Below are 26305 nucleotides of genomic sequence, written 5' to 3' on the forward strand. Positions count from 1 at the left end.
CCTGGTCCTGCTGCCGAGGCGAGAGAGAAGTTGGTGAACGACCAGCACCCCCACGCCGGGTACGTCGGAAACGACGCGTATTCCACGGGCAGCTTCGAGACCGGCAGCTTCGAGACGGATCCCCTCTTCGGCGCCCTTCCCGGCACGTACGAGAACGCCTACGAAAGCAGCAGTAGCAGCAGCGGCTACTACGCCGACCACAGCGGCCAGTACGACACCACCCAGTGGGCCGCCGCCACCGCCACCCAGCAGTGGGCCACCACGGACACCACCGGGTACGTCGAATACTCCGAGCACACCGGGCAGTGGGACGCCGGCGCCTGGAGCGAGGCCGGCTCGTACGACACCACCGGCCAATGGAACGTGGCCGCCGCGGCCACCGCCTCCTTCGACACCGGCGCCTACGACGCCACCGCCTGGAACTACGCCGCCGCGCCGGCCGAGACGTTCACCGTCCCCGAGCAGTACGACTACGCGGCCGCGGACCAGCTGCCCACGCCGGAACCCCATACGGAACCCCATACGGAACCCGAGCCCGAGGCCGCGGCCGAACCGGAGCCCGTGTACGAGTACGAGCCCGCCTACGAGCCGGAGCCCGAGCCGCAGCCCGAGCCCGCGGCCGTGCACGAAAGCCCCACCCGGACCGCGCTCGCCCCCGTCGTCCCCCGCCCCGCCCGAGGCAGCCGCGGCCGTCGCCGCACCCCCGCCAAACGTTCCGCGCTCCTCACCGTCGCCGTGCCCTCCGCCTGCGTGATGGGCGTCGCCGGTATCGCCGCCGCATCGGTCAGCGGCCTCACCGGCAGCGCGACCGGCGAGACCAAGAGCGACGAGAAGGCGGTGACCGCCGCCGACCCGGCCTCGGTCCAGCCGGTCGTCGCCAACAGCGAGCTCGACACCCAGCTGGCCGCACTCAGCGCCGACGCGCGCGACTTCGGCGACCGCGCCAGCCGCACCCAGGAGCGCATCGACCTCAAGGCGCGCCAGGAGGCGGAGCGCAAGAAGCGCGAGGAGGAGGCCGCGCGCAAGGAGGCGATGCGCCCCAAGTTCGCCCTCCCGGTCGCGCTGCACCAGCTCAGCGCGCGCTACGGGCAGGCGGGCGTCAACTGGATGTCCCTGCACACCGGTATCGACTTCCCGGTGCAGTACGGGACGCCCGTGATGGCCGCGACCGACGGCACCGTACGCACCCAGTGGAACAGCGCGTACGGGAACATGGCGATCGTGACCGCCAAGGACGGCACCGAGACCTGGTACTGCCACCTCAGCAGCACCAAGATCCGGTCCGGCGAGGTCAAGGCGGGCGACGTCATCGCGTACTCGGGCAATTCCGGCAACTCCACCGGACCGCACCTGCACTTCGAGGTACGGCCCGGCGGCGGCGCCGCGATCGACCCGCTGCCGTGGCTGCGCAGCCACGGCCTCGACCCGACCGGCTGATCAGAACACCGGGCTACAGCTTCTCGACCGGCGCGTACCGTAGCAACAGCCGCTTCGGCTTCTCGTCACCGAAGTCGATCGTCGCCTGCGCGTCCGCGCCCGCTCCTGTCACCGCCATCACGGTCCCGAGCCCGAACTGGTCGTGCGTCACCCGGTCCCCGACCGCCAGCGAGATCACCGGCTTGTCCGTCGTACGCCGCGTGGCGAAGCCCGACGGGCCAGAGCGGGAACGGGCCGAGAGGGACGAGGACAGCGACGACGCGATCCCGGACGTGGGCCCGGCGGGCTTGCCCATCGCGCCCGTACGCTTCCACTCCAGGTGCTGGCCCGGGATCTCCTCCAGGAACCGCGACGGCGGGTTGTACGAGGGCTGCCCCCACGCGCTGCGCATCGTCGACCGCGTCAGGTAGAGCCGCTCGCGGGCACGCGTGATGCCGACGTACGCCAGCCGCCGCTCCTCCTCCAGCTCCTTGGTCTGGCCGAGGGCGCGCATGTGCGGGAAGACGCCGTCCTCCATGCCCGTCAGGAACACCACGGGGAACTCCAGGCCCTTGGCGGTGTGCAGCGTCATCAGGGTGATGACACCGGACCCCTCCTCGTCCTCGTCGGGGATCTGGTCGGAGTCGGCGACGAGGGCCACCTGCTCCAGGAACTCGGCCAGGGTGCCCGTGCCCTCGCCCTCGCCGCGCTCCTGCTCGAATTCGAGGGCGACGGCGGCGAGCTCCTGGAGGTTCTCGATCCGGGTCTCGTCCTGCGGGTCGGTGGAGGCCTGGAGTTCGGCCAGGTATCCCGTCCGCTCCAGTACGGCCTCCAGGACCACCGCCGGGCCGGCGCCCGAGTCCACGATGGTGCGCAGCTCCTCCATGAGCGTGTTGAACCGCTTCACGGCGTTCGCCGACCGGGCCGCCATGCCGTACGCCTCGTCGACGCGGCGCAGCGCCTGCGGGAAGGTGATCTTCTCGCGCAGCGCCAGCGCGTCGATCATCGCCTCGGCGCGCTCGCCGATGCCGCGCTTGGGGACGTTGAGGATGCGGCGCAGCGGGACGTTGTCCTCGGGGTTGGCCAGGACGCGCAGGTAGGCCAGCACATCGCGGACCTCCTTGCGCTCGTAGAAGCGGACGCCGCCGACGACCTTGTACGGCAGGCCGACGCGGATGAAGATCTCCTCGAAGACACGGGACTGGGCGTTCGTCCGGTAGAAGACGGCGACGTCGCCGGCCTTCGCCTCGCCCGCGTCCGTCAGCCGGTCGATCTCGTCGGCGACGAACTGTGCCTCGTCGTGCTCGGTGTCCGCGACGTACCCGATGATGCGGGCGCCCTCGCCGGCGTTGGTCCACAGGTTCTTGGGGCGGCGGCTCTCGTTGCGCTCGATCACCGCGTTGGCGGCGGACAGGATGGTCTGCGTGGAGCGGTAGTTCTGCTCCAGCAGGATCGTCGTCGCGTCCGGGTAGTCCTCCTCGAACTGGAGGATGTTGCGGATGGTCGCGCCGCGGAAGGCGTAGATCGACTGGTCGGCGTCGCCGACGACGCACAGCTCGGCCGGGTCCAGGTCCTCGTAACCCGTGCCCACCAGTTCGCGTACGAGGGTGTACTGGGCGTGGTTGGTGTCCTGGTACTCGTCGACGAGGACGTGGCGGAAGCGGCGGCGGTAGTGCTCGGCGACGTCCGGGAACGCCTGGAGCAGGTGGACCGTCGTCATGATGATGTCGTCGAAGTCCAGCGCGTTGGCCTCGCGCAGCCGCGCCTGGTACATCCGGTACGCCTCGGCGAGCGTCTTCTCGAAGCCGTCGGCGGCCTGGTCGGCGAAGGTCTCCTCGTCGATCAGCTCGTTCTTCAGGTTCGAGATCTTGGCGCTGAACGACTTCGGCGGGAACTTCTTGGGGTCGAGGTCCAGGTCGCGGCAGACCAGCGCCATCAGCCGCTTGGAGTCGGCGGCGTCGTAGATCGAGAAGGACGACGTGAAGCCGAGCCTCTTCGACTCGCGGCGCAGGATGCGGACGCACGCGCTGTGGAAGGTCATCACCCACATGGCGTTGGCGCGCGGGCCGACGAGCTGCTCGACGCGCTCCTTCATCTCGCCGGCGGCCTTGTTGGTGAAGGTGATCGCCAGTATCTGGCCCGGGTGGACGTGCCGGGTGGCCAGCAGGTGGGCGATGCGGTGGGTCAGCACCCGGGTCTTGCCGGAGCCGGCGCCGGCGACGATGAGCAGCGGCGAGCCGGTGTGCACGACGGCGGCGCGCTGCTGTTCGTTCAGCCCCTCCAGCAGCGCGGCGGGGTCGACGACGGGGCGCGGGGCGCCGTCGCGGTAGTACGCGTCCCGGGCGTCCCTGGCCGGGGGCACGTCGAAGCGGTCCCCGAAGAGGTCGTGCGGGATCTCCTCCGCGGCCGGGGCGTCCCCGGGGCCCGCGGAGTCCTCGGGCGGCGGCGGGGGCTCCTCGGAGGTGTGGTTCCGGAGGTCCGCCAGGAAGCTGTCGTCAAAGAGGCTGCTCATCGCCTATCGAGTCTAGGCCGCCCCACTGACAGCCGTGGACGAACGGCGGATGCGCCGACAACAGACCTGATTCGTCACCCTCCGTATCGATTCGGCGACATCACGCCAAGGTCACGAAAACGTATCGGGCATATCGAACATCATCCTTCACAGCACCACCACAGGTTGGCTAGCGTGCTCGCCCAAGCGGTCCGTTTTCCCTTCGGCGAACCACGCCAATCGGATCGCCCACGCCGAATTCGTGCTGCGCTCACGGCAGTTCGGAACCGGGGACCCAAAGGGCACCTTCCGTTCCGCCCGAACCTGACAGCTGACCCGGTAGGCGGTCCACGGAAGGAGATGCCGGCCTTGGCGTCGCATCGCAAGCCGCGCACGCGCACCTTGCAGACCCTGCATGCACACTCCCCCGCCGTCGGGGTCACGACGGCCGCCGCCCTGGCCTCGGTCACGCTCCTGTCGTCACAGAGCGCGACCGCCGCTCCCGGCGCGCCGGGCGACCCGGACCGGGGGCCGACGGTCGAGGAGGTCCAGAGGAAGGTCGACGACCTCTACCGGCAGGCGGGCACGGCGACGCAGCGGTACAACAAGGCCAAGGAGGCCACGGACCAGCAGCGGCGCGAGGTCGACGGGATGCTCGACGACGCAGCCCGGCGTACGGAAGCGCTGAACGAGTCCCGCCGCACCCTCGGCAGCTACGCGGCCGCCCAGTACCGCTCGGGCGGGCTGGGCCCTACCGCGTCGCTGATCTTCTCGGACAGCCCGCAGTCCTTCGTGGACCAGGCGCAGCTGATGGACCGGCTCACCGACCGGGAGCACGAGACGCTCACCGAGTACGAGGCGCAGCAGGCTGAGAGCGCGAAGCGGCGGGCGGAGGCGACGCGCGAGCTGGAGTCGCTCACCGCGTCGCAGGCGTCCCTCCGGGCCACCAAGCAGACCGTGCAGCGGAAACTGAGCGACGCGCGGGCGCTGCTGTCGCGGCTGACGGCCCAGGAGCGGGCGCGGCTCGCGGAGCTGGAGCGCGAGCGGGAGGAGGAAGCCCGCCGCCGGGCCGAGGAGAAGGCGCGGGCGGAGACGGAGGCGCAGGCGGAGACGGAGGCGCAGGCGGAGGCTGAGGGGGCCCGCGAGCACCACACACAGCCGCGGCAGCACGAGCGGCAGCCGGCCGGGGACGGCGGCTACACCGCCAAGGCCGGCAAGGTCCTGGCCTTCGCCGAGGCGCAGATGGGCAAGCCGTACGTCTGGGGCGCGACCGGCCCGAGCTCGTACGACTGCTCCGGGCTCACCCAGGCCGCGTGGCGGGCGGCGGGCGTCGACCTGCCCCGTACGACCTGGGACCAGGTGAAGGCCGGGACGCGGGTCGCCGTGGAGGATCTGCGCCCCGGGGACCTGGTGTTCTTCTACGACGACATCAGCCACGTCGGCATCTACAAGGGCGAGGGGAAGATGATCCACGCCCCCAGGCCCGGTGCGAACGTCCGCGAGGAGTCCATCTACTCCCTGCCCGTCCACAGCAGCGTGCGTCCGGCCTGACATGACCTGACACGAACGTGACATGGGGGGAACCATGACCGACCGCCGGCTCACCGTCCTGTTCGTACCGGAGAGCGCCTACGGGCCGACGAACAACTGCGTCGGTATCGGGGACGTACTGCGCCGCCGGGGCCATCGGGTGGTGTTCGCCGCCGAGGCGTCCTGGCGCGGGAGGCTGAGCGAGCTCGGCTTCGAGGAGGACCTGGTCGACCTGGCGCCCCCGGCCGAGGGCGCGCAGGATCCCGGACAGTTCTGGAAGGACTTCGTCCGGGACACCGCCCCGGAGTTCCGCAAGCCGACCTTCGAGCAGCTCGGCACCTGGATCGAACCGGTGTGGGAGGAGCTGGTCTCGGGCGCCCGCCACTGCGAGCCGCAGCTGAAGCGGATCATCGAACGGGTACGCCCGGATGTGATCGTCGAGGACAACGTGGTGGCGTTCCCCGCCCTGCTGACGGCCGGCGTGCCGTTCGTACGGATCACCTCCTGCAACCCGCTGGAGATCAAGAGCCCCGGCGTCCCGCCCGCCTTCTCCGGCTACCCGGCCGACGACGACTCCGGCTGGGCGGCCTTCCGGGCCGAGTACGACCGCACGCACCGGGCGCTGTGGGCGGACTTCAGCGGCTGGGTGGCCGAGCAGGGGGCGCCGCCGCTGCCGGAGCTGGAGTTCATCCACGAGGGCGGCACGAACCTGTACGTGTATCCCGAGGCGGCCGACTACGCGCGCGTGCTGCCGCCCCACTGGCACCGCCTGGACTCGTGCGTACGGGAGACGGACGAGACCTTCGCCCTGCCGCCGTCCCTCGCCGGGGGCGGCGGGGCACTGATCTACTTCTCGCTCGGATCGCTGGGGTCGGCGGACGTGGAGCTGATGCGCCGCGTCATCGGGGTCCTGGCGAGGACGCCGTACCGCTACATCGTCTCCAAGGGCCCGCTGCACGACGAGATCGAGCTGGCGCCGAACATGTGGGGCGCGGAGTTCCTGCCGCAGACGTCCGTCCTGCCGCTCGTCGACCTGGTGATCACGCACGGCGGCAACAACACGACGACGGAGGCGCTGCACTTCGGCAAGCCGATGATCGTACTGCCGCTGTTCTGGGACCAGTACGACAACGCGCAGCGCATGCAGGAGCTGGGTTTCGGTGTCCGGCTGGACACCTACCGGTGCACGGACGAGGAGCTGACCGGGGCCCTGGAGCGGCTCCTGGGCGACATGGCGCTGCGCGAGCGGCTGGCCGCGACGGGTGCGGTGATCCGGGACCGGGACGGGCTGCGGCGGGCGGCCGGCCTGATCGAGGAGGCGGCCGCCCGGGGCGTCTGAGGGGCGGTCACGTCCAGAGCGTGGCGATGAAGATGTTCGCCATGGTCAGGCCGCCCACAGCGCCGAAGACGGCCTTGTCGACCCGCTCCTCGTCGCGCTTGACGTACACCAGGCCGAGGATGACGACCAGGATCGCCAGCTTCACACCGATCTTGATGTTGTTCACGGTCTGGTCGTCGGCCTGGTTGAGGCCGACCAGGACCACTCCCGTGACCAGCATCGTCAGCGCTCCGTGCAGCATCGCGGGGCCGAGGCGCGCCGTACCCTCGCCCATCGCCTTCATCTGGGTCAGGAAGCCACCCAGGAGAGCGGCGATACCGATGATGTGCAGCGCGACGAAGACATTGATGAGTACGTCCATGTGGCGGAGCCTAGCCGGGGCAATACCACCGCCCGTCGGTCAGGGTTGCCTCATTCGTCGCATCGGTCACGGCTGATAACGGAATGCGGGATTCCGGCAGCGTGGCCCCCTCCGAATCCGCTCCCGAAACCTCACCTGCGGCCAATTGCGGTCATGCCCGCGCTCGCCCGTGACTCCCAGGTTTAGCGTCCTTCCCCAGGCCCCGTCCCGCCGGGGACGACCGAAGGGAAGTGACCCGCCACCGTGGCAGCGCACCGAAAACCCAAGCAGCGGACGCTGAGCAGCCGCACGGCCCTCACCCTGGCGCTCGCCGGGGCGGCCGGCGCCACCGCCTTCGAAGGTTCCGGGCACGCCGAGCCCCGCCTCACACCAGCCCAGGTCAAGGCGCGGGCCGACCGGCTGTACCAGGAGGCCGAGGAGGCGACCGACAAGTACAACGGCGCCAAGGAGGAGGTGCGTCGGGCCGAGGCGTCGCTGGAGGCGCTGCGCGACGAGGCCGCCCGCCGGACCGCCCGCCTCAACGCCGCCCGCGACGCGCTCGGCTCCATGGCCACGGCCCAGTACCGGAACGGCGGCCTCGACCCCGCCGTCCAGCTCGCCCTCTCCACCGACCCCGATACGTACCTGCGAGGCGCCGCACTCGCGGAACGGGTCGGCGACCGGCAGTCCACGGCCGTCGCCGCCGCCCGGAGCCAGGTCACCGAACTCGCCCGGCTGCGCGCCGAGGCCGCCGGCCGGCTACGCGACCTGAAGGCCCGGCAGGCCGAGCTGGGCCGCCACAAGGCGACCGTCCAGGGCAGGATCGCCGCCGCCGAGCGGCTCCTGGCCCGGCTCACCACCGCCCAGCGCGCCGCGTACGACGGCGCCTCGGGTACGGGGCGGGCGCCCGCGCCTACGGAGCAGGCGGCCGCTCCACAGGGCCCGGTCCGGGCGCCCAACCCGCGCGCCGCGCAGGCCGTCTCGTACGCGTACGGAGCCGTGGGCAAGCCGTACGTGTGGGGCGCCACCGGGCCCTCCGCCTTCGACTGCTCGGGGCTCACCCAGGCCGCCTGGCGCTCCGCCGGGGTGTCGCTGCCCCGCACCACGTACAGCCAGATCGACGCCGGACAGCGCGTGTCCCGTTCCGCGCTGACCCCCGGCGACCTGGTGTTCTTCTACTCGGGCGTCAGCCATGTCGGCCTCTACATCGGCGGCGGCAAGATGATCCACGCCCCTCGCCCCGGCGCCCCCGTACGGATCGCGCCGATCGACGAGATGCCGTGGGCGGGCGCGACACGCGTGGCGTGACGTCCGTGCGCTACGGGCGGCCCCCGGCGGACATGGTCCCCCGGCCCGTCCCGGACCCGGCCCCTTGGCCCACGCCCGCGGCCATCCCCGCGCCGGACCCCTGACCCTGACCCTGACCCGCGCCGGACCCCTGACCCGCGTCCGACCCCTGGCCATGGCCCTGCCCCGCGCCCGGCACCTGGTCCTGCCCCGCAGCACCGGCTCCCGCGTCGGGCCCCGCGCCGGGCTCCGTGCCGGCTCCCGCGCCCTCGGTGCGGAACTGCTGCGTGAGCCACTGGAAGACCGACGGGACCTCGCGTACCCAGGTGCTCATGCGGTGGCCGCCGTAGACCTGCTGGACGTCGATGCGTGTCGGCGCCCTGGACGCCTCCCGCAGCGCGACGCCCTGCTGGTAGCCGTCGCCCCCGTCGCCGGTGAGCAGCAGCGTGACCCGGGGCGGGACCGGGGCGGTCTTGAGCATGGTGAGCGGGTTGTGGGCATGCCGCAGCTCGGGGTCCTTGCCGGTGAGCGAGGACGGCTCGGCGGCCGGGTCGTTGTAGCCGGACATGCTGACGCCGAACCGGTAGCGGTCGGGGTGGGCGATGGTCAGCTTCGTGGCGCAGTGGGCGCCCGACGAGAACCCGGCGACCGCCCAGCCGTCGGCCCTGTCGGAGGCCCGGAAGTTGTCGATGACCATCTTCCGTACGTCGACGCTGAGCCACGTGTCGGCGTTGATCTTGCCGGGCACGTTGGCGCAGCCGGTGTCGGTGTGGCCGAGGAGGTGGCTGCGCGGCGCGACGAGGATGAACGGCTCGACGGTGCCGTTCCGCATCAGCGGCTCCAGCTGCTGGTTGGCGTGCATGCCGACGAACCAGGACTTGGGCGAGCCGGGGAAGCCGGAGAGCAGCTCCACGACGGGGAACTTCCTGTCCTTGTGGGCCGGGTCGTCGTACTGCGGCGGAAGCCAGACGTACACCTCGGCCTTCACCCCGGATATCCCGCCCTTCAGGATGGTCTTCCGGACGCCGGGGCCCATGGTCGGGTCGTCGACGGGCGTGAAGGTCTGCCTGACCTTCGGCAGGTCGGAGATGCGCTTGCCGCCCAGCCCGTCCGGGCCGAGGTCGATGGCGGAGTCGACGTGGTCGCTGGTGCCCAGCAGGTCGTCCCAGCTGTCGTACAGCCCGTTGACGTTGTTCACCGCGACGAAGACCACGACGATCGCCGTGAGTTGCGCGAAGGCCACCATGCCCAACCGCGCCGCGCCCCGGACGAGGGCGGGGCCGCGCACACGGCTCCACAGCGCCAGGGGCAGCAGGACGGCGATCACGGCCAGCACGACCGCGGTCACGAGGAAGGGGGTACCTGTCAGGCTCATCACGGGGAGTAGGAGGGGACCTGAGCCGTGCTGGTTGCCGCGCCTATGTACCGGTTACCTCACAAATACGCCCGGAGGGGATCCGACAGGCGTCACACCAGGCGGCGGGCGGTCGCCCAGCGGGTCAGCTCGTGACGGTTGGACAGCTGCAGCTTGCGCAGCACCGCCGAGACGTGCGACTCGACCGTCTTCACCGAGATGAACAGCTGCTTGGCGATCTCCTTGTACGCGTATCCGCGCGCGATCAGCCGCAGTACCTCCCGCTCGCGCTGGGTGAGCCGGTCCAGGTCCTCGTCGACCGGCGGGGCGTCCGTCGAGGCGAACGCGTCCAGCACGAACCCGGCCAGCCGGGGCGAGAACACGGCGTCGCCGTCCTGGACACGGAAGATCGAGTCGACGAGGTCGGCTCCCGTGATCGTCTTGGTGACGTACCCGCGCGCGCCGCCCCGGATGACGCCGATGACGTCCTCGGCGGCGTCCGAGACGGACAGGGCCAGGAACCGGACCGGGTTCTCGGGGGCCGTCATCAGGCTCGCGCAGCGGCGCAGCACCTCGACGCCGCCGCCGCCCGGCAGGTGGACGTCGAGGAGGACCACCTCGGGGCGCGTCGCGGTGATCACGGTCACCGCCTGGTCGACGTCGGCGGCCTCGCCGACCACCTCCACGCCGGTCGTCTCGGTCCGGCCGATCTCCGCCTGCACGCCGGTGCGGAACATCCGGTGGTCGTCCACCAGGACGACCCGTACCCGCCGCCCCGCGTCGGCAGCAGTCGTCGTGTCCTCGGTCATCCGTCCGCCCTCTCCATCTCCAGCTCCACTTCGGTGCCGTCTCCCGGCACCGACCGCAGCCGCGCGGTGCCTCCGTTGCGCTGCATCCGGCCGATGATCGATTCTCGTACGCCCATCCGGTCGGCGGGTACGGCGTCGAGGTCGAAGCCCGGCCCCCGGTCCCGTACGGACACGAAGACCGTCCGGCCCTCGACCTCCGCGTACACCTGCACCGCCCCTCCCCGGCCACCGTACTTGGCGGCGTTGACCATGGCTTCCCGCGCGGCCTGCATCTGGGCGGCCAGTTTCTCGTCGAGCGGGCAGTCGCCGACGACCACGACCTCCAGGGGCACGCCGTGCTTGTCCTCGACCTCTGCGGCGGTCTTCCTGACCGCCTCGGCGAGCGTGTCCGGCTCCTGGTCCTCGTCCTTGCCGGTGCCCTCCGGCCGGTACAACCAGTTGCGCAGCTCGCGCTCCTGCGCGCGGGCGAGCCGCCGGACCTCGCCCGGGTCGTCGGCGTTGCGCTGGATCAGGGTGAGGGTGTGCAGGACGGAGTCGTGTACGTGTGCGGCGACCTCGGCCCGCTCCTGGGCGCGGATGCGCATGGTGCGCTCCTCGGACAGGTCCTGCGACATCCGTACCAGCCACGGTCCGGCGAGCAGGGCCATCCCGGCGAGGACGGCTATCGCGGCGGTGAGGGCGGTGCCGAGCTGGGCGGCCGAGCCGCGCACCACCATGAAGACGGTCAGGCCCATGCCGACGAGCGCGACCCCCGCGAGGCCCCGCACCAGCTGGAAGAGCCGTTTGCGGCGGCCCGGCTCGGTCCAGCTGGCGCGGCGCGCGTTGTCCACCTGCCGCCACACCAGGACGACGCCGACGCCGACGAGCAGGGTGGGCCATACGTACCGGTTGGCGTCGCTGCCGAGGTCGACGCTGCTGACGAAGCCGATCGCGCCGACGGTGAGCGCGATGAGCGCCACGATCTGGCCCTTGTCGGGCTTGCGGAGCCTGCGCCGCCCGTCGGGGGTGGTGGCGAAGACGGAACGCGGCTCGGCGGACCGGCCGCCGACGCCCAGCGGGACGACGATCCAGAAGACGGCGTAGACCAGCACGCCGAGGCCGTCGGCCAGGAAGAGGGCGAGGAAGACCAGGCGTACCCAGACCACGGGCAGTCCGAGGTGGCCGGCCAGGCCGCGCGCCACGCCGCCGAGCATCCGCCCGTCGGCGCTGCGGTAGAGCTTGCGCACGGGTGGTTCGTCGGTCGTCTCGGGTGGGCGGGCGGCGACTGGCATGCCCCGATCGTCACACGCCGGCCGCCGCCGGACATCAGGGCCGTCCCTCATCCGACCCTGAGAAACGCCCTGGTCTCCAGGGGCGATCCGGGGGCGGTACGGGGTCGAGGCGGGGTCGAATATCAGGGACGGGCCAGGGTCGCGGAAGGTGCCGGAGCGGCTCACGGGCCGTCACCATGGACGTATGACGCGTACGACCGCCGCCCCCGCCGAGGCCGAGGCCGATGGAGCACCGGCTCACCCGCCGCTGCGGCGCGCGCCGCGGCGGAAGGTCGTGGCCGGGGTGTGCGGCGGGCTCGGGCGGTACTACGACCTCGACCCTGTGATCTTCCGGGTCGCGACCGGTGTGCTCGCCGTGACGGGGGGCCTCGGGTTGGTCTTCTACGGCTTCGCCTGGCTGCTGATCACGGCCGAGGACGAGGAGGAGAACGAGGCGCGGCGGCTGCTGTCGGGCCGGGTCGACAGCGCCTCGCTGGTCGCGCTGCTGATGGCGCTGGTCGGCTGCGGCCTGTTCCTGTCGATGCTCGGCAACAGCAGCACGATCTCCTTCTCACTGCTGCTGATCATCGCCGTCAGCGGGGCGGCCGTCTGGTCGCAGCGGCGCCGGCTGGCCGAGGGACACGAGGCGGCGGCGCACCCGGCGCCGCACACGGTGGCGGAGGCGCCGCCGGAGACGAAGGCCCCGCCGCCGCCGGAGTCCCCGTCGTGGTGGCGCGAGCCGATCGTCAAGGACGGTACGTCGGGGCCGGTTCCGCTCGGCTATCTGTGGGGGCCGGAGGACGGCGCGGGGGTGGAGGAGGCGATTCTCCGGCGCCCCTCGAAGAGCCCCGGGGCGGGCGCCGTGCCCGCCGCCGCCCGTGGCCCGCGTTCCCTGGGCGGCCCGGTCTTCCTGCTGGCCCTGGTGGCGGGCGGGCTGGGCACGGGACTGTCCTGGGGGTCGCAGCCGCTCGGGGTATGCCTGCAGATCGGGCTGGTGTGCGCGCTGGTGGTGTTCGGGCTCGGGCTGGTGACCGGTTCGTTCCTGGGCCGGACAGGGTTCGGCACGGTCTTCATGACGGTGGTCACCGCGGTGCTGCTGGCGGGCGCGGCGCTGATACCCCGGCAGATCGACACGGAGTGGATACGCACGGACTGGCGACCGGCGACCGCGGCGGACCTGCGCCCCCGGTACGAGCTGGGCACCGGCGTCGGCACCCTGGACCTGTCCCGGCTGGCCGTTCCGGCGAAGCAGACGGCGCGCACGGCCGCGGAGGTCGGCGCGGGCCGCCTCCATGTCGTCGTACCGAGGAACGTGACCGTGAAGGTGCACGCCGAGGTGGGGCTCGGCGATCTGCGCCTGCCGGCCGACCCGGCCAATGACATCGACGTCGCCCCGGACCGCGAGGCGACCCGCACGATCGCCCCACCCAAGGGCGTGGCCCCGGCAGGCACGCTCGACCTCACCCTGGAGGTCGCGCTCGGACAGGTGGAGGTCACCCGTGCCGCGTCATGACACGGCCGTACCGCAGAAGCAGCACGGCGAATGGCGCCATGAGTTCCGCCCCGGCCGGCTGGTCGTGGGGGCCACGGCCCTGGGCATCGCGGCGCTGTACGCGGGCGACGCGGCGCGCGCCTGGGACACGCCCTGGTACGCGGTGCTGCCGTTGCTGGTCGCGGGGCTGGTCCTGGCGGGCGTCGCCGGCTGGATCGGCTACCGCGCCCGGCGCCGCCGCGCCGCCAGGGCCGCGTCGAGCGACAGCAGCGGAGCACCGGCCAGCACGAGCGGCAGCCACGCCATCAGGTAGGCGAGGTCGTTGCCGTAGTAGTACGGGTCGGACTGCCAGCTCACGGTCAGCCACAGGCTGAGCGAGATGAGCGCCCCGCCGGCCGCGGCGAGCCGCGCCAGCAGCCCGAGGAGCGTGCCGATGCCGACGGCCAGCTCGCCGAAGGCGATGCCGTACCCGAACCCTTCCGGGTTCTTCAGCGCCAGGTCGACGAGCCACGGCACGGCGGAGGAGTCCCGGACGGACCGCATCATCTCGCCGATCGAGCCGGTCCCGGAGGCGGCCATGAACCGGTCGTCGGTGATCTTGTCGAGTCCGGCGTAGATGAACGTGACGCCGAGGAAGACCCGCAGCGGCAACAGCGCGTACCGGGAGGCGGTCGCCTTCCAGCCGCGCGGCCCGTCGGCGCCGCCCCCGTAGGTCGCTGTCGTCCGGTAGGTGTGCGTCATTGCCGGCCTGCCTCTCCACACGGCGGTCCCCGGAGCCGATTCTCCTCGGCATCCCCGTGCAGGGATACGCGGCGGACGGCACGTCGGTTCAGGGGCGGCGGCCGGTGGCGCCGGCACGTCGGTTCGGGGGGCGGCCTGTCATGCGGACACGTCGTTCCAGGGGGCGGCGGCCCGTCACGCGGACACGTCGATGACGACGCGGTTCGTCACCGCGCCGGAGGCGGTGACGACCTGGACGTCCGTCCAGCCGGGAGGGACGTCCGCCGGGACCGGGACGGTGAGGGTGGTGTCGGTGGGGCTGGTGAAGCCGCCCGGGGCGGGGACGAGCGGGACGTGGACATGGACCGGGCCGATACGGACGACCGTGCGGGTGAGGTGGGCGGGCGTCGCCGCTCCGGGCGGTACGAAGCCGGCGCCCCGGATCTCGATGTCGTCGCCGGTCCGGATGGGGGCGTCCGGGGCGCCGGGCCGCGGGGCGCGCACCACGGAGAGGATGACGGGCCGGACGCCCTCGGCGCACTTGGCGGCCAGGTAGGTGGCGGCCGAGAGGGCGACCAGGGCGACCAGCGCCCACGGCAGGTACGGCAGCTCGCCGGGGCGCCGGACCAGCCGGGCGGCGGCGAACAGCACCGCGAACGCCGACACCAGTACGTACTGGGCGTCCGCGAAGCCGGCGCGCCCGGCGTCGTCGCACAGCAGGTCGGCGGCGCGCGGCCGTTCGGCACGCACCTTCTGCACCCGCTGCCCCAGGATCCGCACGGTCACCACCTTGCGTACGGCGACGGCCACGGCGCACACCAGGGCGAGGGCCGTCAGCAGCCGGGCACCGCCCGCGAGCCCGACCCGGCCCCCGGCGGCGCCCTGGAGGGTGAGGTGGAGCGCGGCGAACACCGCGAGGAGCGCCCACGCGGCGGCGACCGCCCGGGACGTCGACAGCCGGTTGTCCTCGCCGATCAGGGGCGCCAGGAGCCCGCCGTACGCCCGGTGCACATGTGCCGCGCCGGTCAGCACGGCGCCCATGCACATCGCGGCAACCAGCCCCGCCGTGCGCGGTCCGGTCCATCCACCGTCACCGCCACCGTCCGGCGCAGCGGTCACCACATACCCCACCAGCAGGACCGCGACGGCACCCCACACCGCGTACAGCGTGCCGCGCCACACCGCGTGCGGCCATGCCTCGCCGAGCGCCCGGCCCCGCTCGGCGACCGTCCGCGCCTGCCGGCCGAGCTCGTCGGACACCCACCGCCGTGACGCCCCGTCGGGGAGGTCCGGCACGCCCTCCCCCGCCGCCAGCCGGTCCCGCCGGGCCCGGAACGCGGCCACCGCCCGCCGGTGCTCCTCGCGCGCCCCGTGCGTACATCCGCCGCACCGCCTCGCCCCGTACACCGCCATGGCGCCCCCTTCCGTGTCTCAACCGGCGTCTCAACCACCCGACAGGGAAAAGGAATTCTTTCCTATGAACGCCACGGCCCGCGCCCCGCTCACACCTCTCACGGGAGTGAAACAGGCACCCCGAAGTTGACCGTCTACGACAGGAGTTCGGGCTCCGAGCGACTGATCTGCCGCCACAGCGGCTGGTAGTTGATCCAGGCGACCAGATCGCTGCCGAGCCGCTCACGCGTCGCGACCGCCTCCCGGTGCCCGATCGGCACCGGCTTCCCGGCCGCCCGCGCGGCGAGCTGCACCCGGCTGCACCGCTCCATGGTGATGAACCACCAGGCCGCCGCGTCGACCGAGTCGCCGACCGTCAGCAGCCCGTGGTTGCGCAGGATCATGGCCTTCCGGCCGGCGAGCGCGGCCGCGATCCGCCGCCCCTCGGCGGCGTCCACGACGACGCCCGTGTACGCGTCGTACAGGCAATGGTCCTCGTAGAACGCGCACGCCTCCTGCGTGATCGGCTCGATCAGCTCCCCCAGCGCGGCCAGCGCCCGGCCGTACGTGGAGTGGGTGTGCGCGACGGCCACGACATCGGGCCGCGCCCGGTGCACCTCGGCGTGCACGGTGAACGCGGCCTGGTTGACGTGCTCGGTTCCCTCGACGACCTGTCCGTCCCCATTGACCAGGATCAGGTCGCAGGCGGTCAGACCGGCGAGCGGCTCTCCGAAAGGGTTGACCCAGAAGCAGTCGGGGAACTCGGGGTCCCGCGCGGTGATGTGCCCGGAGACGCCCTCCTCGTACCCGAACCGCGCGAACAGGCGCAGCGCGCCCGCCAGCCGCCGCTTGCGGTACGCCCGCTCGTCGGCGACGGACGCGTGGGTGGGCGGCATCGCGAAGTGCAGCCGCTCGACGGGTATGGGCACCGGCTTCGGCGTAGGTGCTTCGGCTTCGCTCATGGCCGGAAGTTACCGCCGGCCACGTCAACTGACCAGAGATGGAGGTGCACCCCATGAAGGGCGCTGACCGTACCTCGCTCTCCCCCTTGGTCGGCCTCCTCGACCTCGAACCGCACGTCGAGGGCGGCTGGTTCCGGGAGACCTGGCGCACGACGGGCTCGACCACACCGCACGGCTACCCCGGCCCCCGTACATACGCGACCGGCATCTACTTCCTGCTGCACCCCGGGGAAAGCTCCCCCTGGCACCGCGTCCGCTCCGACGAGCTGTGGCTCTGGCACCGCGGCGGCCCGCTGCGCCTCTCCCTCGGCGGCGAGGGCGACGCCCCGTGCGAGCCCTGGGACCTCGTGCTCGGCCCGTCCGTCGAGACCGGCGAACAGCCGCAGCTCCTCGTCCCGGCCGGCACCTGGCAGTCCGCCGACCCGGCCGGCGACGAGCCGGTCCTCGTCACGTGCGTGGTCGCGCCGGGCTTCCAGTACGACGACTTCACGCTCGAAGCCGCCGCCCACAGGAAGTAGGCGACGGCTCCGGTCAGGCGCGGGGCGGGATCACTCCCACTCGATGGTGCCCGGCGGCTTCGACGTCACGTCCAGCACGACCCGGTTGACGTCCTTCACCTCGTTGGTGATCCGCGTCGAGATCTTCGCCAGCACGTCGTACGGCATACGCGTCCAGTCCGCCGTCATCGCGTCCTCGGACGAGACGGGCCGCAGCACGATCGGGTGCCCGTACGTACGCCCGTCACCCTGCACGCCCACCGACCGCACGTCGGCGAGCAGCACGACCGGGCACTGCCAGATGTCACCGTCGAGACCTGCGGCCGTGAGCTCCTCACGGGCGATCGCGTCCGCCTCGCGCAGCAGGTCCAGGCGCTCCTTGGTGACCTCGCCGACGATACGGATACCGAGGCCCGGGCCCGGGAAGGGCTGGCGCTGGACGATCTCGTCCGGCAGGCCGAGCTCCTGGCCGACCATCCGGACCTCGTCCTTGAACAGCTGGCGCAGCGGCTCGATCAGCTTGAACTCGAGGTCCTCGGGGAGCCCGCCCACGTTGTGGTGCGACTTGATGTTCGCCGTACCCGTACCGCCGCCCGACTCGACCACGTCCGGGTAGAGCGTGCCCTGGACGAGGAACTCGACCGGGTGGTCGTCCGGCGCCTCGGCGACGATCTCGGCCTGGGCCTGCTCGAAGACCCGGATGAACTCACGGCCGATGATCTTCCGCTTCTCCTCGGGGTCGGAGACCCCGGCGAGCGCCTCCAGGAACCGCTCCTGCGCGTCGACGACCTTCAGCTGCACGCCGGTCGCCGCCACGAAGTCCTTCTCGACCTGCTCGGTCTCGCCCTTGCGCATCAGGCCGTGGTCGACGTACACGCAGGTCAGCTGCGGGCCGATGGCCTTCTGTACGAGGGCGGCCGCCACCGCCGAGTCCACACCGCCGGACAGGCCGCAGATGGCGCGCTTCTCGCCCACCTGCGCGCGGATCGCCTCGATCTGCTCCTCGATGACGTTGCCGGTGGTCCAGTCGGGACGGAGACCGGCGCCGCGGTAGAGGAAGTGCTCCAGGATCTGCTGGCCGTGCGTGGAGTGCATCACCTCGGGGTGGTACTGCACGCCGTACAGCTTCTTCTCGTCGTTCTCGAAGGCCGCGACCGGCACGACGTCCGTGGACGCGGTGACGGTGAACCCGTCCGGGGCCGCGGAGCAGGCGTCGCCGTGCGACATCCACACCGGCTGCTCGGCCGGGGTGCCCTCGAAGAGCGTGGAGCTGGTCCTGCTGACGTGCAGCGGCGTACGCCCGTACTCGCGCGCGCCGGTGTTGTCGACGGTGCCGCCGAGGGTCGTGGCCATCAGCTGGAAGCCGTAGCACATGCCGAAGACGGGGACGCCGGCCTCGAAGATCTCACGGTCGAGCTGGGGGGCGCCCTCCTCGTACACGGAGGACGGGCCGCCGGAGAGGATGATCGCCTTCGGGTTCTTGGCCAGCATCTCGGCCACCGGCATGGTGGACGGGACGATCTCGCTGTAGACCCGGGCCTCACGGACGCGGCGGGCGATGAGCTGGGCGTACTGCGCGCCGAAGTCGACGACGAGTACGGCGTCGGGCGCGGCAGCGGGATTCGCTGATGACACTACGGCGGCCTTCCGGCGGGAGGAGCAGGAGGAGTCTGTATGTCGATTCTACCGGCGCGGCCGGGGGAGCCTTTGTCTCACCATCCGAACCCGCCCTTGTCCGGCTCGGGCGATGGTCCATACTTGCCGCATGCGCAAGCTCTCGACCTTCGTCTTTACCTATGGCACCGGGCCCGTCCGGCTGCCATGGTCGTGCTGCTTGAGCCACTGACAAGCGACTTCCCAGGCGCCCCGGGCCGACAAGGTCCGGGGCGCCTGTTGCTTTTCCCGGACCTGGTCGCCGGCCCGGGGCCCCGCCCACCAAAGGAGCCCCCGCCATGACCGCAGTGCACACCGACCGGACCGGCGCCCGCACCGACGAGGCCGCCGATGTGATCGCGGGCGCACGGGAGCGCATCGACGCGCTCGACGACCGGATCATCGGCCTCATCCAGGAACGGATGGCCGTCTCGGCCGTCATCCAGGAAGCACGGATCTCGTCCGGCGGCCGGCGCGTGAACCTGGCGCGCGAGATGGACGTGCTGGCCCACTACAGGGACGCGCTGGGCAAGCCGGGTACGTCGCTGGCGATGACGATGCTGGAGCTGTGCCGGGGCCGCATCTGAGTTCGGGCCCGCTCTCACCCGTACGGCGCGTGACCGCTCCGGTACGGCTTCGTTGGATCGGTTGTCCGTGTCAGCCAGGGGCGGAACGAAGAAACCACGCGTGGCTCCGCCGGGGCGTGTGGCGTACCTCATGAGGTACGTCGTGGGACCTCGCCCCGGCGTGCGTGACCGGACGGCAGGGGACAGCAGCCCGGTCACCCGAAAAGGCGGTCGGCTCCGGGGACGCCCGGAGCCGACCGCATCCGGTCCCCACCGTTGCGTCGGCCGCGGCCGTCCAGCACGATGCGAACGAGCCCGGTCCCGCCACACCCCCGTGTCCCTGGACCGCCGATACGACCCACGACCACTGCCACCGAGCGGCGCTACCCCCCGGCGCCGCCTCCCTCGGCACCGGCGCTGCCCTGACGCCGGTGCTGACGGCCAAGGGCCCCGCGGAAGCGTTTCCGCGGGGCCCTTGTTCTGCGCGTTACGAGGCGTTGGCGCGACGGCGGGCGACGATGAAGGTCGCGGCGCCCGCGGCGACCAGGGCGGCGGCGCCGGCCGCGACCGGGAGGGCGAGCGAGCCGGTGCTGGCGAGGCCGCCGCCGGTCTGGGTGGTCGGGGTCGACCCGCCGGTGGTGCCGGTCGTGCCGACCGTGCCGGTGGTGGTCGTACCGCCCGTCGTCGTGCCGCCCGTCGTCGTGCCGCCCGTGGTGGTCGTGCCGCCGGTGGTCGTGGAGCCGCCGGTCGACGAGCCGGTCGTGGTCGAGCCGCCCGTGGGGTCCGTGCTCGTGCCCTTGGGGTTCAGGACCAGCTGGGCGGTGTTGTTGGGGGCCTTCGGGTCGAAGGCGAGCTCCGGGTGGCTGAGGAAGGTGTTGCGTACGGTCACGGCGCCCTTGGCGTCCGGGACGACCTTGTCGATCTTCAGCTCGAAGGGCAGCGCGAAGTCCTCGTCCTCGAACACCCGGATCGGCGTGTCACAGAAGTAGCGCGGCGCGCCCAGCGGCTCCTCGCGGTACTCCCCCTTGGCGGTACGCGGCTCGCAGCGGGCCGGCTTCTCGGTGACCGTGGCGCCGGCGGGGATGGTCACGTCCACGGTGGCGACGGGCTCGCCGGAGCGGAGGTACGCGATCCAGGCGGGGCCGCTGTTGCGGAAACCGACCGTCGCCTCGACCGTCTCGCCCGCCGTGGCGGTGAGCTGGTCACCGTACGCGGCGAAGTCGGCGGTGTTCGTGGCGCGGAGGTCGACCTCCTGGTGGTTGTCCGCCGGGTCGAGGTCCGCCGCGCGGGGGGCGGCCGGCGCCCTCTTCAGGGTGAGCTCGGGGCCGGCGCCCTTGGCGGCCTTGCGGCGCGGGCCGCTCTGCTCCTCGACGCGGTGGGTGAAGATCTCGATGTACGCGTGGTCCGTGGCCTTCAGGCCGATCGGCTCGGCCAGCGTGTAGGTGGCGCCGGGCTCGAACGTACCGGGGAAGCCGCAGACCGCCGTTGTCAGGCCCGTGGTCCCGGTGTAGTCGCAGTTGGCGTACCGCCGCGTGTAGTCGAGGCCGTGCGAGGTCGTCAGCGTGAGGCGTACGCCGTCGGCGGCGTCCGTGCCGGTGTTGGTGAAGGTGAGGGGAGCGTCCTGCACTTGGCCCGGCGTGACGTCGCGCTTGAGGTCGAGGGGGTGCATCACGAGATCGGGGCCGCCGACGGTCACGCTCGTCGAGAACGACGTGAACGTCGCGCCCTCCGCCTTCCCGGTGACCTTGACGTCTCCGGTGGCGCCGAGCGCGCTGCCCTTGGCGGCGGTGATGTCCAGCTCGGCGACGCTGCTCACGCCCGCGGGGATGCCGAAGGCGTCGGTGCAGACGCCGGTGGTGCCGGTGATGGTGCAGTTCGAGCTGCCGGTCTCGCCGAAACGGACGTCGGCCACGCCGGCGAGGCCGCTGAGGTCGAAGGTGACGGTGTACTCGCCCTCGAAGCCGCGGTTCTGCCTGTCCTCGCCCGGGTTGTCGACCGTGACGTCGATCGCGGTGCTCTGCGGCTCGCCGGTGGCCGGATAGGGCCGCAGGCCCACCTCGGCGGGGCCGTCGAGCGTGAGGACCGGTTCGTCGGCGGCGTACGCGGCGGGGGCGGCGCTCAGCACGGCACCGGCGAGGAGCCCGGCGGCGGCGAGGGAGGCGGAAAGGCGTCTCATCTGGGGACCTCTGGTTACGGCATGCGGCGTGATTGCACGAGCACGGGTTCGACCAGGAGGCGGTCCGGATGGTTGCGCGGCCGAAGATCACGGATTGGGCACGGGGAGAGCACAAGCGGAAGCTGTGATGCAGGACACATAAAGTTTTCGTCAGTTGGCGTACAACCATCCCCACCAGTCACGGGTCATGCATGCGGAACCAACGGCCACACCCGTGACACCCCACGCCGGGTCGGCCCCCACGACACCGTGCCGCACTAGGCGGTACGCCTGGACTTCACTGAGGTCTTCATGAAGCTTCGCCGCGCCATGGCGGTCGCTGCCGCGACCGCCGTCATAGCCCCTGCCGCCTTCCTGGCGGCTCCGGCCGCGTACGCGACGGACGGCACCACCAGCACGACCTCCACCTCCGGTTCCACCGGCGAGACGGAGACCGGCACGACCGGCGACACCACGTCGACCGACGACTCCGCGAAGACGGACGACGGTTCGGCGACGACCGAGGACGGCACCAAGACCGAGGACGGTCCGGCGACCGACGACGGTGCCGCCACCACCGAGGACGGTACGAAGACCGAGGACGAGTCCACCAAGGACGAGGGCTCGAAGACCGAGGACGACACGACCACGGGCGACACCGAGACCGGCACCGAGGACGGTGCCGAGAAGCCGGGCACCGAGACCGGCAAGGACGAGGAAGAGGCCGGCGAGGAAGAGGTCGTCGACGAGGAAGAGGAGATCATCGAGGAGGAGGTCTGCAAGCAGGCCGCCGTCGATGTCTCGCTCTCCAACCTCCCCGGCCAGATCGTCGCGGGCAGCGGCTGGAAGAACTTCCAGCTGAACGTCAAGAACAACAGCAGCGAGGCCCTCGACGATGTTGTCGTCGGCGCCTGGGCGTCCTACAAGAAGGACATCGACGACGAGGCCTACACCGACCGCCTGGTCGAGAAGTACGCCAAGATCGAGTACAAGAAGCCCAACGGTGAGTGGGAGAACGGCGCCAGCCTCTCCGGCGAGAACATCGGCTTCTTCTTCGACGTCGTCAACCTGAAGAAGGACGAGAAGCGCACCATCCAGCTGCGCATCTCGATCGACAAGGCCGCCCCGGCCGGCGCCGCGCTCGGTTTCGCCGCCACGGGCTACGACAAGAGCGACGAGTGCTACGAGGACTACGCGTCCTACAGCTTCCAGGTCCTGGCCGCCGGCAGCAACGGTGGCGACGGTGGCGAGGCCAAGCCGTCCGACCAGAAGCCTGCCGACCTGAAGCCGCAGGGCGGCTCGACCCCGATCAAGGTCGAGGGTGAGCTCGCCGAGACCGGTTCCAACTCGATGCTGCCGACCATCGGTATCGCCGGTGGTATCGCCATCGTCGCCGGTGCCGGTGTCGTCTTCGCGCTGAAGCGCCGTAACAGCGGTGCCACCGCGTAACACGCGTACCGCATAGAGCAAGAGAGGCGCTGCACTCGGAGGGGGGTGCAGCGCCTCTCTCATGTCCGGTCACGGCTTGGGCGGGACCGCCGGGATGCCGAGGAACGGGAGCTTCAGGGCGCCGAAGGCGTTCGCCGGGACCGCCGGGGACGTGGGGGCGATCGGGGCGAGGCGTTCGTAGGACGCGGACTGGTCCGGGCGCGGGTCCTCCTCGCCCTTGTTGGGCCAGAAGGACATGGCACGCTCCGCCTGGGCGGTGATGGTGAGGGACGGGTTCACGCCGAGGTTGGCGGAGACGGCCGCGCCGTCGACGACCGAGATGCCGGGGTGGCCGTAGAGGCGGTGGTACGGGTCGATGACACCATCCTCGGCGGACGCGCCGATCGCGCAGCCGCCCAGGAAGTGGGCGGTGAGCGGGGTGCCCATCAGTTCGCCGACGTTGGAGCCGGCGAAGCCGTTGATCTCCTCCGCCAGGAGCGACGCGGCACGGGTCCCCTCGGGAATCTGCTTGGGGTTGGGGGCGCCGTGGCCCTGGCGGGCGGTGAGGAGGCCCTTTCCGATGCCGTCACGCTTGCGGTAGGTGGTGAGGGAGTTGTCGAGGGACTGCATGACGAGCCCGATGATGGTCCGCTCCGACCAGCGGCGGTTGGACAGCGAGCGCAGCATCAGCAACGGGTGGCGGGCGACGTTGCCGAGCCAGGCCCTGACCCGGCGGTCCGCGTACGGCACCTGGAGGATGGACAGGGACCCCATCGCGTTGGAGCCCTTGCCGTAACGGACCGGTTCGATGTGGGTGCTGGCGTCCGGGTGGATGGACGACGTGATGGCGACGCCCTGGGTGAAGTCCACGCGCTTGTGGCCGTGCCGCTTGCGGTAGCGGCGGTCGGTGGTCTGGGAGCCGACCAGGGCCTCGGAGTTGGTACGGGTCAGCTCGCCGAGGCGGGAGGAGATACGGGGCAGCTTCCCCTCGTCCTTCATGCGGTGCAGCAGCGTCTGGGTCCCGTACGTGCCGGCCGCGACGACGACGTACCGGCAGCGCAGCGTCCGCGGGGTGGCCTTGCGGCGGCGGTGCGTGGGGACGGTCGAGACGGCGTACCCGTCACCGGAGGGGGCTTCGGTGACGGCGGTGACCGTCGTCATGGGGTGGATGACGGCCCCGGCCTTCTCGGCGAGGTACAGGTAGTTCTCGGTGAGGTTGTTCTTGGCGCCGTGCCGGCAGCCGGTCATGCACTCGCCGCACTCGGTGCAGGCGCGGCGGGACGGGCCGACCCCGCCGAAGTACGGGTCCTCCACGGGGGCGCCCGGCTTGGCCTTCGCCGTGCCGTCGGCGTCCTTGCCGTCGCCGAAGAAGACCCCGACCGGGGCCAGGTGGAAGGTGTCGCCGACCCCCATCGCCTGGGCGGCCGCCTTGAGGTGGATGTCGGAGGGGGTCATGGTCGGGTTCAGCCGTACGCCCAGCATGCGTTTGGCCTGGTCGTAGTACGGGGCCAGTTCCGCCTGCCAGTCGGTGATGGACGCCCACTGCTTGTCCTTGAAGAACGGCTCCGGCGGTACGTAGAGGGTGTTGGCGTAGTTGAGGGAGCCGCCGCCGACCCCGGCGCCCGCGAGGACCATCACGTTGCCGAGGAGATGGATGCGCTGGAGGCCGAAGAGGCCCAGGGCCGGGGCCCAGAGGTAGTTCTTCACGTCCCAGGAGTTCTTGGGCAGCGTCTCCGGGGTGAAGCGGCGGCCCGCCTCCAGGACGCCGACCCGGTAGCCCTTCTCGGTCAGGCGGAGGGCCGAGACCGAGCCGCCGAAGCCGGAGCCGACGACGATGACGTCGTAGTCGTACCCATCAGGCGATTCGGCCTGATCTCGGGCAGGGGGGACCTGGGGCATGGGCTCTCCTTGTACCGAAGGGGAAGGGTCTAGCGGAAGCGGAACGCCTTCATCAGGCGCAGGCTGCGGCTCATGAGCGCCGCGTACTGCTCGTCGTCCATACCGAAGGAGGGCGCGAGCGGGATCACCCGCTGCTGCGCCACCGTCTGGGCCTCGGTGTACTTGAGGATGCCTTCGGAGCCGTGCCGGCGGCCGAGGCCCGAGTCCTTCATGCCGCCCATCGGCGACTGGACGCTGCCGTACGCCGGGGCGTACCCCTCGTTGATGTTGACCGTGCCGGTGCGCAGCTTCGCGGCGACGGCGTGGCCGCGGCGGCCGTCCTTGGTCCAGACGCTGGCGTTGAGGCCGTACGCGGTGGCGTTGGCGCGCTCGACGACCTCGTCCTCGTCGGTGAAGCGGTAGATCGACACGACGGGGCCGAAGGTCTCCTCGGTGCACACCGCCATCGGTTCCTGGACGTTCTCCAGGATGGTCGGCTCGTAGAAGAGCGGGCCGATGTCGGGCCGGGCGACGCCGCCCGCGATCAGCTTCGCGCCCTTGGCGACGGCCTCCTCGACGTGCCGGGTCACCGTCTCCAGCTGCCGCTCGCCGACCAGGGAGCCCATGTCGGCCCCGTAGGCGAGGGAGTTGCCGAGCCGCATCGCCTTCGTACGGGCGGCGAACCGCTCCATGAAGTCGTCCGCGACGGACTCGTGGACGTACAGCCGCTCGATGGAGATGCAGAGCTGGCCGGCCGAGGAGAAGCAGGCGCGCACGGCGCCCGCGGCGGCCTTCTCCACGTCCGCGTCGTGGAGGACCAGCATGGCGTTCTTGCCGCCCAGTTCGAGGGAGACGCCGACGAGGCGGGCGGCGGCGCCCTGGGCGACCTCGCGGCCGGTGCGGGTGGAGCCGGTGAAGGAGACGTAGTCGGCGTGCTTGACGACCTCGGGGCCGACGACCGGGCCGTCCCCGAGGACGACCTGGAAGACCTCGGCGGGCAGACCGGCCTCGATGAGCAGGTCGCGGGCCCACAGGGCGGTCAGCGCGGTCTCGGTGTCGGGCTTCATGACGACCGCGTTGCCGGCGACGAAGGCGGGCAGCGCGTCGCCGACGGAGAGTTCGAGGGGGTAGTTCCAGGGGGCGATCTGGCCGACGACACCGCGCGGCTGGCGCAGCTCGGTGACCTTGGTGAGGGTCGGTACGACGCCGGTGTGGCGCTTCGGCTTGAGGTACGCGGCCGCGCGGCGGCCGTAGTGGCGGGCGGCGACGGCGACGGCCTGGACCTCTTCGTGGGCGTGCAGCCTGGCCTTGCCCGTCTCCAGCTGGATGAGGTCGAGGACCTCGGCCTGCCGCTCCAGGACCAGGTCGTGGAAGCGGAGGAGGACGGCGGCACGCGCGCGTACGGGCGTCGCGGCCCAGACCGGCTGGGCGGCGCGGGCGCGGGCGAACGCCTCGGCGACGTCCTCGGGGGTGGACTCGGGCAGGTCCGCCAGCTTCTCGCCGGTGAAGGGCGTGTGGTTGGCGGTACGGCCGGACCCGACGACGCCTCGCGTGAGCTGGGCGACCACTTCGGGCGTGACCACGTCGGCGGCGGTACGGGCACCGGCCGGGGCGGGGGCTGTCGGGTTCGTGCCGAGGGGCGTGGCGGGGGCCTGCGTGTCCGTGGTGTCCGTCATGGGGGCGAGGGTATTCCGGATGCGGGCCGTGCGGTACCCGCCGGTAACAGCTTTTCACCGGGCGCTCACA

Annotated in this window: 21 protein-coding genes; 9 read left to right on the top strand and 12 right to left on the bottom strand. The window is 71.8% G+C overall.

Features of this window, described 5'->3' with window-relative positions; genetic code table 11:
• The first annotated feature begins 33 nt into the window (after positions 1 to 33).
• A complete protein-coding gene (locus BKD26_RS11725; RefSeq protein WP_084897794.1) occupies positions 34 to 1437 on the top strand; it encodes a M23 family metallopeptidase in 1404 nt (467 codons plus the stop codon).
• A gap of 13 nt (positions 1438 to 1450) precedes the next feature.
• Here BKD26_RS11725 and pcrA read toward each other — a convergent pair whose 3' ends face one another.
• Positions 1451 to 3928, bottom strand: coding sequence for a DNA helicase PcrA (gene pcrA / locus BKD26_RS11730; protein ID WP_084897795.1), 2478 nt, complete (start codon positions 3926 to 3928; stop codon positions 1451 to 1453).
• A gap of 339 nt (positions 3929 to 4267) precedes the next feature.
• On the opposite strand from pcrA, the gene BKD26_RS11735 reads away from it, so the two are divergent.
• Positions 4268 to 5458 carry a C40 family peptidase gene (locus tag BKD26_RS11735; RefSeq protein WP_084897796.1) on the top strand — a complete coding sequence of 397 codons (1191 nt, stop codon included), beginning with the start codon at positions 4268 to 4270 and terminating at the stop codon, positions 5456 to 5458.
• 34 nt (positions 5459 to 5492) lie between these two features.
• On the top strand, positions 5493 to 6776 hold the full coding sequence (locus BKD26_RS11740; RefSeq protein WP_084898005.1) for a nucleotide disphospho-sugar-binding domain-containing protein: 1284 nt from the start codon (positions 5493 to 5495) through the stop codon (positions 6774 to 6776).
• Positions 6777 to 6783: 7 nt separating this feature from the next.
• On the opposite strand, the gene BKD26_RS11745 is transcribed toward BKD26_RS11740, so the two are convergent.
• Positions 6784 to 7137: a hypothetical protein gene (locus BKD26_RS11745; RefSeq protein ID WP_084897797.1), complete on the bottom strand. Its 354-nt coding sequence runs from the start codon at positions 7135 to 7137 to the stop codon at positions 6784 to 6786.
• Between the two features lie 243 nt (positions 7138 to 7380).
• Between BKD26_RS11745 and BKD26_RS11750 the strand changes: the two genes are divergently transcribed.
• Entirely contained in the window at positions 7381 to 8424 is a 1044-nt protein-coding gene (locus BKD26_RS11750) for a C40 family peptidase (RefSeq protein WP_084897798.1), read from the top strand.
• Between the two features lie 10 nt (positions 8425 to 8434).
• On the opposite strand, the gene BKD26_RS11755 is transcribed toward BKD26_RS11750, so the two are convergent.
• The 3 genes from BKD26_RS11755 to BKD26_RS11765 all read right to left on the bottom strand — a co-directional run bounded on the left by BKD26_RS11755 (position 8435) and on the right by BKD26_RS11765 (position 11837).
• Positions 8435 to 9778 carry an alpha/beta hydrolase-fold protein gene (locus BKD26_RS11755; RefSeq protein WP_084897799.1) on the bottom strand — a complete coding sequence of 448 codons (1344 nt, stop codon included), beginning with the start codon at positions 9776 to 9778 and terminating at the stop codon, positions 8435 to 8437.
• Positions 9779 to 9870: 92 nt separating this feature from the next.
• A complete protein-coding gene (locus BKD26_RS11760) occupies positions 9871 to 10566 on the bottom strand; it encodes a response regulator transcription factor (protein WP_084897800.1) in 696 nt (231 codons plus the stop codon).
• Positions 10563 to 11837, bottom strand: coding sequence for an ATP-binding protein (locus BKD26_RS11765; protein WP_084897801.1), 1275 nt, complete (start codon positions 11835 to 11837; stop codon positions 10563 to 10565). The genes BKD26_RS11760 and BKD26_RS11765 overlap by 4 nt, the downstream gene beginning before the upstream one ends.
• 184 nt (positions 11838 to 12021) lie before the next feature.
• Between BKD26_RS11765 and BKD26_RS11770 the strand changes: the two genes are divergently transcribed.
• Together BKD26_RS11770 and BKD26_RS11775 are read left to right on the top strand one after the other, a co-directional pair.
• On the top strand, positions 12022 to 13329 hold the full coding sequence (locus BKD26_RS11770; RefSeq protein WP_107417827.1) for a PspC domain-containing protein: 1308 nt from the start codon (positions 12022 to 12024) through the stop codon (positions 13327 to 13329).
• Positions 13316 to 13621: a hypothetical protein gene (locus BKD26_RS11775; RefSeq protein WP_084897802.1), complete on the top strand. Its 306-nt coding sequence runs from the start codon at positions 13316 to 13318 to the stop codon at positions 13619 to 13621. The genes BKD26_RS11770 and BKD26_RS11775 overlap by 14 nt, the downstream gene beginning before the upstream one ends.
• On the opposite strand, the gene BKD26_RS11780 is transcribed toward BKD26_RS11775, so the two are convergent.
• From BKD26_RS11780 to BKD26_RS11790, 3 genes are all read right to left on the bottom strand, one after another.
• Positions 13528 to 14049 (bottom strand): DoxX family membrane protein, encoded by a 522-nt coding sequence (locus tag BKD26_RS11780; protein WP_084897803.1) that lies wholly within the window; start codon positions 14047 to 14049, stop codon positions 13528 to 13530. The two genes, BKD26_RS11775 and BKD26_RS11780, sit on opposite strands and share 94 nt — an antisense overlap.
• A 174-nt stretch (positions 14050 to 14223) precedes the next feature.
• The gene (locus BKD26_RS11785) at positions 14224 to 15441 is read right to left on the bottom strand and encodes a hypothetical protein (protein ID WP_084897804.1); all 1218 of its coding nucleotides are present in this window, start codon (positions 15439 to 15441) and stop codon (positions 14224 to 14226) included.
• Positions 15442 to 15575: 134 nt separating this feature from the next.
• The gene (locus tag BKD26_RS11790) at positions 15576 to 16382 is read right to left on the bottom strand and encodes a class II aldolase/adducin family protein (protein WP_084897805.1); all 807 of its coding nucleotides are present in this window, start codon (positions 16380 to 16382) and stop codon (positions 15576 to 15578) included.
• Between the two features lie 53 nt (positions 16383 to 16435).
• Here BKD26_RS11790 and BKD26_RS11795 point away from each other — a divergent pair, with 53 nt between their 5' ends.
• Positions 16436 to 16900, top strand: a complete 465-nt coding sequence (locus BKD26_RS11795) for a cupin domain-containing protein (RefSeq protein ID WP_084898006.1) — start codon at positions 16436 to 16438, stop codon at positions 16898 to 16900.
• 30 nt (positions 16901 to 16930) lie between these two features.
• On the opposite strand, the gene guaA is transcribed toward BKD26_RS11795, so the two are convergent.
• Positions 16931 to 18514, bottom strand: coding sequence for a glutamine-hydrolyzing GMP synthase (gene guaA / locus BKD26_RS11800; protein ID WP_084897806.1), 1584 nt, complete (start codon positions 18512 to 18514; stop codon positions 16931 to 16933).
• Positions 18515 to 18831: 317 nt separating this feature from the next.
• Between guaA and BKD26_RS11805 the strand changes: the two genes are divergently transcribed.
• The gene (locus BKD26_RS11805; RefSeq protein ID WP_084897807.1) at positions 18832 to 19119 is read left to right on the top strand and encodes a chorismate mutase; all 288 of its coding nucleotides are present in this window, start codon (positions 18832 to 18834) and stop codon (positions 19117 to 19119) included.
• Between the two features lie 466 nt (positions 19120 to 19585).
• Here BKD26_RS11805 and BKD26_RS11810 read toward each other — a convergent pair whose 3' ends face one another.
• The gene (locus BKD26_RS11810; protein ID WP_084897808.1) at positions 19586 to 21274 is read right to left on the bottom strand and encodes a peptidase; all 1689 of its coding nucleotides are present in this window, start codon (positions 21272 to 21274) and stop codon (positions 19586 to 19588) included.
• A gap of 291 nt (positions 21275 to 21565) precedes the next feature.
• Between BKD26_RS11810 and BKD26_RS11815 the strand changes: the two genes are divergently transcribed.
• On the top strand, positions 21566 to 22702 hold the full coding sequence (locus tag BKD26_RS11815; protein ID WP_179166510.1) for an LPXTG cell wall anchor domain-containing protein: 1137 nt from the start codon (positions 21566 to 21568) through the stop codon (positions 22700 to 22702).
• 69 nt (positions 22703 to 22771) lie between these two features.
• On the opposite strand, the gene BKD26_RS11820 is transcribed toward BKD26_RS11815, so the two are convergent.
• Together BKD26_RS11820 and BKD26_RS11825 are read right to left on the bottom strand one after the other, a co-directional pair.
• Positions 22772 to 24580 carry a GMC family oxidoreductase gene (locus tag BKD26_RS11820; RefSeq protein ID WP_084897810.1) on the bottom strand — a complete coding sequence of 603 codons (1809 nt, stop codon included), beginning with the start codon at positions 24578 to 24580 and terminating at the stop codon, positions 22772 to 22774.
• A gap of 29 nt (positions 24581 to 24609) precedes the next feature.
• Positions 24610 to 26235: a succinic semialdehyde dehydrogenase gene (locus BKD26_RS11825; RefSeq protein WP_084897811.1), complete on the bottom strand. Its 1626-nt coding sequence runs from the start codon at positions 26233 to 26235 to the stop codon at positions 24610 to 24612.
• Positions 26236 to 26305: the final 70 nt, after the last annotated feature.

It is taken from the genome of Streptomyces sp. CB03238, assembly GCF_002099185.1.
In the GTDB taxonomy this organism is placed as follows: Bacteria; Actinomycetota; Actinomycetes; order Streptomycetales; family Streptomycetaceae; genus Streptomyces.